This window comes from Bartonella sp. B1098 (assembly GCF_944896145.1).
Classification (GTDB): Bacteria; Pseudomonadota; Alphaproteobacteria; order Rhizobiales; family Rhizobiaceae; genus Bartonella.
In genome coordinates, this window is sequence record NZ_CALYLP010000003.1 from 682,794 (window position 1) to 692,601 (window position 9,808).

General features: G+C 41.8%; 10 protein-coding genes and 1 pseudogene. 3 read left to right on the forward strand and 8 right to left on the reverse strand.

The window, feature by feature from the left end:
• Nucleotides 1-9 precede the first annotated feature (9 nt).
• The 5 genes from NNJ85_RS07425 to NNJ85_RS07445 all read right to left on the reverse strand — a co-directional run bounded on the left by NNJ85_RS07425 (nucleotide 10) and on the right by NNJ85_RS07445 (nucleotide 2,462).
• A complete protein-coding gene (locus NNJ85_RS07425) occupies nucleotides 10-702 on the reverse strand; it encodes a hypothetical protein (RefSeq protein WP_254474851.1) in 693 nt (230 codons plus the stop codon).
• A gap of 26 nt (nucleotides 703-728) precedes the next feature.
• Nucleotides 729-956: a hypothetical protein gene (locus tag NNJ85_RS07430; RefSeq protein WP_254474852.1), complete on the reverse strand. Its 228-nt coding sequence runs from the start codon at nucleotides 954-956 to the stop codon at nucleotides 729-731.
• Between the two features lie 295 nt (nucleotides 957-1,251).
• Nucleotides 1,252-1,449: a hypothetical protein gene (locus NNJ85_RS07435; protein WP_254474853.1), complete on the reverse strand. Its 198-nt coding sequence runs from the start codon at nucleotides 1,447-1,449 to the stop codon at nucleotides 1,252-1,254.
• Nucleotides 1,450-1,817: 368 nt separating this feature from the next.
• Nucleotides 1,818-2,216, reverse strand: a complete 399-nt coding sequence (locus NNJ85_RS07440; RefSeq protein ID WP_254474854.1) for a hypothetical protein — start codon at nucleotides 2,214-2,216, stop codon at nucleotides 1,818-1,820.
• Between the two features lie 84 nt (nucleotides 2,217-2,300).
• Nucleotides 2,301-2,462, reverse strand: coding sequence for a hypothetical protein (locus tag NNJ85_RS07445; protein WP_254474855.1), 162 nt, complete (start codon nucleotides 2,460-2,462; stop codon nucleotides 2,301-2,303).
• A gap of 91 nt (nucleotides 2,463-2,553) precedes the next feature.
• Here NNJ85_RS07445 and NNJ85_RS07450 point away from each other — a divergent pair, with 91 nt between their 5' ends.
• Entirely contained in the window at nucleotides 2,554-3,120 is a 567-nt protein-coding gene (locus NNJ85_RS07450; RefSeq protein ID WP_254474856.1) for a hypothetical protein, read from the forward strand.
• 55 nt (nucleotides 3,121-3,175) lie between these two features.
• Here NNJ85_RS07450 and NNJ85_RS09680 read toward each other — a convergent pair whose 3' ends face one another.
• Nucleotides 3,176-3,304 (reverse strand): hypothetical protein, encoded by a 129-nt coding sequence (locus tag NNJ85_RS09680; RefSeq protein WP_256481099.1) that lies wholly within the window; start codon nucleotides 3,302-3,304, stop codon nucleotides 3,176-3,178.
• 3,148 nt (nucleotides 3,305-6,452) lie between these two features.
• Between NNJ85_RS09680 and NNJ85_RS07455 the strand changes: the two are divergent.
• A pseudogene (locus NNJ85_RS07455) lies at nucleotides 6,453-6,774 on the forward strand (hypothetical protein).
• A gap of 1,084 nt (nucleotides 6,775-7,858) precedes the next feature.
• Here the strand turns inward: NNJ85_RS07455 and NNJ85_RS07460 are convergent.
• Nucleotides 7,859-8,479, reverse strand: coding sequence for a hypothetical protein (locus NNJ85_RS07460; RefSeq protein WP_254474858.1), 621 nt, complete (start codon nucleotides 8,477-8,479; stop codon nucleotides 7,859-7,861).
• A gap of 17 nt (nucleotides 8,480-8,496) precedes the next feature.
• On the reverse strand, nucleotides 8,497-8,967 hold the full coding sequence (locus tag NNJ85_RS07465; RefSeq protein ID WP_254474859.1) for a hypothetical protein: 471 nt from the start codon (nucleotides 8,965-8,967) through the stop codon (nucleotides 8,497-8,499).
• 352 nt (nucleotides 8,968-9,319) lie between these two features.
• Between NNJ85_RS07465 and NNJ85_RS07470 the strand changes: the two genes are divergently transcribed.
• Nucleotides 9,320-9,487, forward strand: coding sequence for a hypothetical protein (locus NNJ85_RS07470; protein ID WP_254474862.1), 168 nt, complete (start codon nucleotides 9,320-9,322; stop codon nucleotides 9,485-9,487).
• Nucleotides 9,488-9,808 lie beyond the last annotated feature (321 nt).

A 9,808-nucleotide genomic window follows, 5' to 3' on the forward strand; every position in this document is an offset into this window, starting at 1 on the left:
CGCCCCTCCTCACTCTTTTTTTAAAAAACGTCCCGCCATCACACGCGCAGACTTCATTCCCTGATAAATCAAAGGAGAAAGAAATCCAAAAATGAAAGTCAATACATCCTGATTCGAGAACCAAAGCCAACTCCAACCCAAACGCTCTGCTCCCCAATGAGAAAAACTAAAGACAAGAGCCAAAATGCAGATAAACAGCACAAAATTCAAAACACGCAACACCCTCTGCACCACCGTATCACGATGCTCGCGTATAAAGAACCCCAAGAGCAATTCCAACAAGAGTGCCAAGACCAACACCTTCAAGAATATCACCCTGGTGCTATTCATATCGCTGACGCCCACAATAAAAAACCACAGGATAACCCCCATCAAGCAACAAAAGAAGGTCGCCTTCACGAACATTTGCCAAACAACAGGGAGACTTTTTACGCCCCCATGCACCAAACCAAAGACAGCGGCAAAACTGCAAGAAAACAGTGCTCCCTTCAACAACAACGCCCCGCTAACAGTGTAACGTCCCACGCCTGCGAAAACAAAACCAAGGTAAAGAGCAATCACGCCATAAAAGACCACCCACCTGCCAAAAAACATCCACCTTGTAACCCCGCGGCGCGCAGCCGCCTTATCAAGAAAAACACCAGCGACAACAAAAAGGCAAAAAAACAGCAACAACAATAAAAGCACCAAACTCTGCGACATCAACAAGTCTCCCCACAGCCATAAAATTAAAGAAAACGCCCCCGATTCAATAAAATGCCCATTCTTTTTAAGAAGCCCCCCAACGTCACCCCAACACACCGCGTTTCCTCATGAAAAAAAATACTCATAACACGAACAAGAAAGACACAAATGTAGATTGAAGCCCACTCATTCAAGGACCAAATCCAAGGCACACCCAAATACTTGGCTCCGATCAAAGCCAAACCAAGGATAAAACTCAACAGACAAGTCAACGCTAAGCTCCTCAAAAATAAAAAAACACGTACGATCACTAAGCTTTGCCCCCTCAACCCTAAAATCCTTTTTATTAGCAAATCCAAGGATAGTTTGAACAAGACAACCAATACCGCCCCCAATAAAAACACTTGGACTGGAAGATCAAAACGCTTTACTCCGGCATAAGCAAACACAAGGACAACGCTCATGATGCAGCAAAAAGCTAAGCTCTTCAAAAACACCAAACCCCGTGACATCACCCCCCCACTCTCACAAAAACAATCCCAACAAGCATGCTGGTAGAGCAAAATCTTAATTCTTTTCAAAGAATGAAAGCCTAAACCCAAGACGTTTTGCCCCTCGAAAAATAAGCCCTAGAACAAGGACAAGTCCCCAAAGGACGTCAAACACCCACTTATTGGAGAACCAAAGCCAGCTCACACCAACACGCTCAGCTTGTTTATAAATAAAATCAGTGACAGCAGCAAAAATGAAGCCAAACAACAGCATCTTGAAGAACAAACCTTATCGATACCGCGCCGCTGCAGTACTTCATACCCCAACATAAGGAAAATGCCGGGAGTACCATAAAATGCCAAAGCCCGTAAAAATACGCCCCACGTCATCCCCAACGCCTTCATTTCCACATAAACAGCCCCAAAGACAGCAACCACAATGCAGAAAAAACCAGTCTCTTCAAAGACAAAAACCCGCGCGACGCCATGGCACTCCCCCCATCAAATTATTCAAGGAAATCCACCATGCAACAAAACATCTCGCTTTTCAAGATGCAAAATCCAAGGACAAATTCACCCATACCCCATTGAGCCCCATACTCTCATTTACCCCCATACTCTCATTTACCCCCATACCCTCATTTACCATTGCCGAAAACACGACTCTATACAAACAAGCCCCAACATTTGCTCCTTGTCACACAGAAATGCTTGTGCTGCCACAAAAGCACAGACGAGGCAAAGGAAGACAATGCAGCAAACAGCTACTCTTTTCCAGAACAACGCCCAAGGAACAACCGAATTCTCCATTCCCATATAAAGAAAATCCAGCCAAGTCACCCCAAGGTGCTTTGCAGCGATAGCAGCAAAACTGAGGACAAAGCCAAAAAGGATGTTAAACAGCCATCTATTGGAGAACCAAAGCCAGCTCACACCAACACGTTCTGCTGCCATATAAAGCAACTGAGAGACAAGAATCACAATGCTCCAACATACCACACTCTTTAACACTGCCTTTTTTGTAAGCCCGAAACGCTTCATGGCTATATGCGCACTGATATAAATAAAAAACAAGGAAAGACTCGATTAAAGCCTAAAAACACCAACAACGGTCCCAATATCCCATCAGGCGACATTCACACCCCTCCCCATCAAATTATTCAAGGAAAATCCACCATGCAACAAAAATCCTCTCTTTTCAAGATGCGAAATCCACGGGACCCTCCCCACAGCACAACAATCCAAGCCATCCCCCAAGACCGCATTCCCACGCACACATGCCAACATATATCTTCCTCTCGTCCTTCGCTTTTCCCTAGAGCAAGCAACATTTTTTTAAAAAACGAGAATCAAACGATACTTTATTCAAGGAGATGAGATGAACCATCAAGAAAAGAAAAAAAACACGCGCCCTCTTGAGTTTCACGAGAAAGGACAGCACATAGGTCATTTAAAGACGCAAGAAGTTACCCTTGAAACACGCAATCCTTATTTTCAACCCCATCATCCAGAAAGTTCCAGCAATCGGCGTACCATTAAAGTTCTTGTCAATGCACAAAGCCGCCCCATTGCACTTTTATATGCAAAAGGACATCTCAGTAAGGCACAATATAAAGCTGCAGAACGTTTTTATTTTTATTGGCGTCACAGTCAGGCAGACCTGCACATGAGCCTTGACTACACGCGTGAAAAAGTTTCCTGTAGCCAAGGCTATACCCACCTCATTGAACGGCAAATAGAAGCCTCCAATCATTTAAAAACCGTCAAAGGGCAGCTTGGTATTCTTGGCTATTCACTGCTTGAGCGAGTGATTGGTTATGGACAAGCGATCAAAGAATTAAGTCCTTCAAAACGCAAACAAAACTCCCTTGCCGATCATTTACGTGATTGTTTAGACTTACTTGCCTTTCATTGGGGCTATGCAAACCATAAACATTCGGAATAATCCCCCTCGTCATTCAGGGCAACATACCAACAGCCCCCACCATCCCTCACCACACCTAACAAAACACAAGCCTCACAAACCCCTTATACGCAACATGCACACCCTTAAAAAACAAAGCCGCTCCCCCCATGCCGCGCAACAATTCCAGCAAAACCCAACCGCATCCCCACGCACGCCCCACCATGTCTTCTTTTAGGCCCCCTCTTCTTTATCTATAGAGCAGGCAACATTTTTTTTAACACAAGCCCATTGTTATCTGAAACGTCGCTCCCAAAACATGATTCCCCCCTAACACCCCTCACATGACACGAAAATGCTTCACTGTCCCATCAAATCATTCAAGGAAAACAGCTCACTCCACCCCCTCCTTTCAAAACTCAAACAAAAAGCCTGCACCCTGCACCAAAACCATGTATCTACACGCCCACACACTGCGCCACACACCAACAGCCCGCTCCATCCCTCACCACATTAAAAAAAAACACGCGCTTCACGAAACCATTACACGCAACACGCACACCCTTAAAAAACAAAGCCTCTCATCCCACACCAGCCTATCGCACCAATCCATCGCAGCGGTCTATCGCATCAGCCTATCACACCAGCCTATCACATCAGCCTATCGCATCAGCCTATCGCATCAGCCTATCGCATCAGCCTATCGCATCAGCCTATCGCATCGGCCTATCGCATCAGCCTATCGCATCGGCCTATCACATCGGCCTATCGCATCAGCCTATCGCATCGGCCTATCACACCAGCCTATCACACCAGCCTATCACACCAGCCTATCACACCAGCCTATCGCCATGTAGGGTTCTCTTTGTTGGTTTTTTAGTGAAGAATAAATATGGTTGCATACGTCATAACATCTTTAAAGACTTAAGTTGACAGTAAATTTCAAATTAAACATTCAATGAAAAAGAAGTATTCATGAGGTTTAAGGCCAAAAAACAAAGTTTTCTTTTTTGTAAAAAGTATTTTTATATTGCTCTCTTTTTAATTTTCTGCTAATGATAGAAGAGTAAGTTTTTTTAATTCATTCTTTTTTGATATTTTTACGACCCAATGTTGAAAATCTTCTTATTATTGCCTTCTGTTTAAAGCAGAGGGCTTTTTTTATGGCTGTATTATCTTAAAGTCTTCTTAAACTTTGGGTTTTTCTTCCATAAGTTCTCCCTGCAAAAAAGATTATTCTTTTTTCAAATGAACTTAAAAATTCTCTCTCAAAGGACGAGGGATTTACGAGAGAAGCTGTTTTACGACACAACAGACTCACTCATATTTTTCTTTATCATTAAAACAGCAATAAGGTATTTTTATCCTAGCAATGGGTTAATGAATGACAGTTTTCTGCTCTTTATCTTAGAAATTTTAGCCTAAAAGAGCCAACTCTCTCAGACTTTTCCTCTTTTAACCGGCTTCCCTTCTTTCAACGCTGTTTTATCTTAAAATTCATCAAGCCAACAACTCATTAAAAGCAAGAGAGCTCGTGTAGAATAAAACACGTCAAAGATAAAGAATTACAAAAATTGACTCAATTTATTCTATTCTATGATAAAGTATCATTCTTTAAAGGCGGTATGAATAAAACCATTGAAATCATTGAAATATTAAACCAAATCCATTGGCACAACCAAAAGCCAAATTGTAGGAAAATGCCTCATAAATTTTGTGTGAGCTAATAAAATCAAGAAAAAGACAAAAAAAAAGCACAAAAATATCTTAATTTTCATAGAGATCTCAATATTCATTAGCTGACCTTCATCAGTGAGTCTTACTCTATAACCCTCTCAAATATTGAGGAGACAAAGCAAATATCTATAAAATATACAAACCGGTAGAGATAAAATAAAAATAAATCTCTTAGGCTTTCTCTATTTTTATGAGATATGCCTTCCCCTGTGGATGCACTCTGACCTCACAAAGAGTGCATCCTTCCCCTCAAGGGATACACGCCTCACCCTCATGCGGCATGTACCCAATCTCATAGAGGATGCACTCTGCCTTGCATAAGAGTGCATCCTTCCCCTCAAGGGATACACGCCTCACCCTCATGCGGCATGTACCCAATCTCATAGAGGATGCACTCTGCCTTCAAAGAGTGCATCCTTCCCCTCAAGGGATACACGCCTCACCCTCATGCGGCATGTACCCAATCTCATAGAGGATGCACTCTGCCTTGCATAAGAGTGCATCCTTCCCCTCAAGGGATACACGCCTCACCCTCATGCGGCATGTACCCAATCTCATAGAGGATGCACTCTAGCCCTCAAAGAGTGCATCCTTCCCCTCAAGGGATACACGCCTCACCCTCATGCGGCATGTACCCAATCTCATAGAGGATGCACTCTAGCCCTCAAAGAGTGCATCCTTCCCCTCAAGGGATACACGCCTCACCCTCATGCGGCATGTACCCAATCTCATAGAGGATGCACTCTAGCCCTCAAAGAGTGCATCCTTCCCCTCAAGGGATACACGCCTCACCCTCATGCGGCATGTACCCAATCTCATAGAGGATGCACTCTAGCCCTCAAAGAGTGCATCCTTCCCCTCAAGGGATACACGCCTCACCCTCATGCGGCATGTACCCAATCTCATAGAGGATGCACTCTGCCTTCAAAGAGTGCATCCTTCCCCTCAAGGGATACACGCCTCACCCTCATGCGGCATGTACCCAATCTCATAGAGGATGCACTCTGCCTTGCATAAGAGTGCATCCTTCCCCTCAAGGGATACACGCCTCACCCTCATGCGGCATGTACCCAATCTCATAGAGGATGCACTCTGCCTTCAAAGAGTGCATCCTTCCCCTCAAGGGATACACGCCTCACCCTCATGCGGCATGTACCCAATCTCATAGAGGATGCACTCTGCCTTGCATAAGAGTGCATCCTTCCCCTCAAGGGATACACGCCTCACCCTCATGCGGCATGTACCCAATCTCATAGAGGATGCACTCAGCCCACCAAAGAGTGCGTCCTTCCCCTTACGGGTTTGACTCAATTTTCATCACATCTCATTTTAATTTTAATGAACCCTCATTTTTACAAATCTTTACTCAATGGCACAAAAAGAATTTTGACAGCAGTTCTTTTGTCACTCATCTTACGGGATTCCACTTACCAACAGAGCGTTTAAACTTTTTTAAAATATCCATAAAATGGAATCATAAAGAATTGATTTAGGCAATTAAGAGTAAATTTTGTCAAAATGTAGACAAAGTTTATTCTTTTTTATGACTGTTGTATTTTTACTATAGTCAGTTAAAGTGAATTTATATATGGTACGTATCGGTATTTATTTATAGAAATAAATAGTAGGAGAAAACGATGAATATCAGATATTTTTTTATAGCGGGGGCAATTACAAGTGGTTTAGCCCTTGCGATTCAAAAGTCTGATCGTATAGTCAATCAAGCGCCCTCTCCTATTGTTGCTCCTTATACTGTTGAAAAAACACATTCACAGTTTTTTAAACAAGTAAGCAGCCCATCGGATACATTGAATATACTGAGAACAGCGAATAGAACTGCATCAGAGCACGCATCAAGGAATGATCTCTATACAAAAGGAAAAAATTATTAGATGCCATTGCTAATTTTTTAGGTTTACTAAGATATATTTTCTGCGAATGATTTCTGCGAAAGTATAAGATACAAAATTTTTTAAAACAAAGTTATATACATTTTGTATACTATAAAACGGAAATAAAAAGGCCCTTTTTAAAAAGGGCCTTTGTTTTATTTTAATTTGTATTGTATTTTATGTCCTCAAAATCAGCTGCTTAAGAACAGCACTTGATACCATCTTCCTCCCTCTTGAATGAAGAGAAAGCTCTAGCCCCTAAGCTCTCCATCCCATACTGTTTTTTGTCAAAGATATATCACAATTATGCCGTTTTTTCAGTCACTTTTTCTTTTTTCAAGAAGATGCCTTATCCCCCACTTCAACTTGCCCCTATCCCACGAGAATTGACTTCCAAACCTCGATGAATCCAAGCTTTGATGAAACAAAATGCCTAAAAATATGAAGCGCCCCTAAAGTTTTTACCCCCTATCCTCACACCTTAAAAGATAATATTTTGTCATCACACACTCTCTCCAGCCGTAAAGAGCGTCTCTCTCTCCAGCCGAAGCAACAAAATTTCTCAATCTTTAAAAAATCCAGTTTTTTTAAACCGTTTTCGCCAATTGCACGCTTCAATCCTCCACTTTAGGAGAGTTTTTCATCAGCTCTTTTGCAAATCTAGTCCACAAATATTCATCACAGATTTTCATAAAAAACACCGGCTTTCACAAAAAACCACCAGAATGTATAAAAATATCGCCACACCGGAAAGAACAGTGTCTTACGCAGTCCATAATGATTGATTCTGCTGTTTAAGCTGAATATTTTCTCATTTCTAGCACGCTTTTTTTCACATAATAAAGCAGCTTTTCTTTAAAAAAAGGAATAGACTTAAAAAACAAAAAAGAGACAAATTTACCATCACGTAACTTTGCCCCTCATCTTGAGAAAAAAATATTTTCAGCGGATTTTTTAAAAGCTGCTATACTTTTTGATTTTTTCCAGCTCTTGTATTTTGCTCTTGTATTTTGCTTTTATTGTGTATTTTTTTTCCCTTGTATCTTTTTTGTATTGCTTTGAGGTAAAATTTCAATCATGGTGCTAAGCTTCTTTCAACAAGCATGTTTGTGCTTCAAATAAGAGGGATTTTAAAAAACACGTTAAGGAAACTAATCAATTTTTATATCCATAAATGCAGGTTGACCCTCTTTGATATAAGTAATATCAGGAGTATGTTTGACTCCCCCAGCTTCTATGACAAAAAGTTCATCACTCACAACGTATCCTTGTTCCTTTAATTCTTGTTTTTTCTCCACAACTATTTTTTGATGAAAATCTCGTTTTTGATTGCACACATTCGGATCTCTCATTCTGAAAAACTGAGTGTCCTCCACTTCTATGGAGCAGATTTTTGCCACCCGTTCCAGCAGATCATAACTGTATTTTCCTGCCTCCTTCACCTCTTGAGCAATCACCATCGTGCGTTCCAGATGGATTTTTTCAATGGTTTCATCAAAGCCAAGCATCTCACCTAGCGTAAAACTTTCATCATAAGAAGCTAAAGTCTCCACATCCCCCAGCAAGGCAAGAGCAGCAAGATGCAACAGAGCATAAGGAACAAACTCTGCTTCACCTGTTGACCATACTAAAGAGTCTTTTTCCCAAGGTGGAATACAATATTGAGAGCGAAGCATTTCATGCAGACAATCATTTTCCATGATCCATGCTAAAATTTTATCAAGTTCTTTCTTTAAACGCGAGGCAGTCACTTTTTCTTCATAAATTTCCAATCCATTGGGGACAAAATTTATAAATACCGTTGGCACCCCCCCCCAGAATTAAGAGGATGAATGGTCTGACAAGCCGCGGCAAAAACACCGCTCATCACCAGAAGTCCGCAATCAAAGGGTGAAAATTCTTCTACGTATTTCTCGTTATAGAGAAACTGCACTTCGCGATCAGGCAAAAAGAGCATTGCCACATGATCACCTTTTCCCATTAATTCCACGGACCACCCCAAGCTTTTTAACAGCACTGTTGCACTTTCCATGGTGAGAATTTCATCATCATCGACCAAGAGCTCTTTTCCCTCTTGTTGCAAACGCCTCTCCTGCACCTTGGCTTCATCCTTCCAAAACTGCTGCATTGCCAGATCATTTTCTTTCAGCACTCTTTCCAGCTCGCCCTTTACTTGGACATTCATTTTCATCCGTTTGAAGACAGAAATATAAAGAGCCAAAACCAGCATGATAATGACCATGAAAACAACAATCATCACCTAGAACTGGGGATCCAAGAGACGTACGACGATAGGATTATTGTTCATTTTCCCCTCTCACTCTTTGCTAAAGCCTATGCGACAAAGAGTTTATTTGCTCTCGTACAGAGAGTGCTTGTTCTAATTTCTGAATATTTTTTTTGCAACGCACCCGTCACGTTGCGACGCACTCGGAACATCACCGGAATCAAGAGAAGTACACAGCCTTCTATGACGTCCGTCCCCTTAAAGATCACGAGATGCACCGTATCTTGCCACCCTGTCAGCTGCCAATTTAAGACATTTGGTATTCTGAGAATCATACTCCAAAGGATAATCATCACAGCAAGAGCAAAGATAACTTTATAATCCTTTGGCTAAAGAGCAACGCTTGCTGGCACGCAAAAATAAGATTGATTTCATCTCTATTCAATTAGGACAAAAAACAACGTCAAAAGGTTCACGCTGGCTAACCCATCAGGAAATAAGTCAACAGATCCTCGATGCCATAAAAAATCATATGAAGAAACAAAACTTGTAATACAATCCCTCCTTTTGCTTTTTCTTGACCAAGCAAACGCCCTCCAAACTCTGTGCTCCGAACTTTCTCTTAAACGACACTCTCTCAAATCATGGATACTGAAAATAAACACGCCTCCATGGCAATCTTGAGAAGACAAGAAAGACGATCCCTTAAAAAAAGCCAAGCCTTTTAGTAAATTGGTACAAAACATCTCCCCACACTTCCACTCTCTTCCCCCATGCTTCCCCAAGCCCTTCCGCCCTCTCCATTCGCCTCCCTCTTCACCCAATCATCCCCCCCTCATACTCTTGAACAGCGCACACCCTTGGAATTACAGTT

Excerpts from the sequence above, each read along its gene's own strand:
- NNJ85_RS07445 (WP_254474855.1), bottom strand. The coding sequence starts at position 2,462 with ATGTTGGCATGTGTGCGTGGGAATGCGGTCTTGGGGGATGGCTTGGAT.
- NNJ85_RS07425 (WP_254474851.1), bottom strand. The coding sequence starts at position 702 with ATGTCGCAGAGTTTGGTGCTTTTATTGTTGTTGCTGTTTTTTTGCCTT.
- NNJ85_RS09680 (WP_256481099.1), bottom strand. The coding sequence starts at position 3,304 with ATGGTGGGGCGTGCGTGGGGATGCGGTTGGGTTTTGCTGGAATTGTTG.
- NNJ85_RS07450 (WP_254474856.1), top strand. The coding sequence starts at position 2,554 with ATGAACCATCAAGAAAAGAAAAAAAACACGCGCCCTCTTGAGTTTCAC.
- NNJ85_RS07435 (WP_254474853.1), bottom strand. The coding sequence starts at position 1,449 with ATGCTGTTGTTTGGCTTCATTTTTGCTGCTGTCACTGATTTTATTTAT.
- NNJ85_RS07440 (WP_254474854.1), bottom strand. The coding sequence starts at position 2,216 with ATGAAGCGTTTCGGGCTTACAAAAAAGGCAGTGTTAAAGAGTGTGGTA.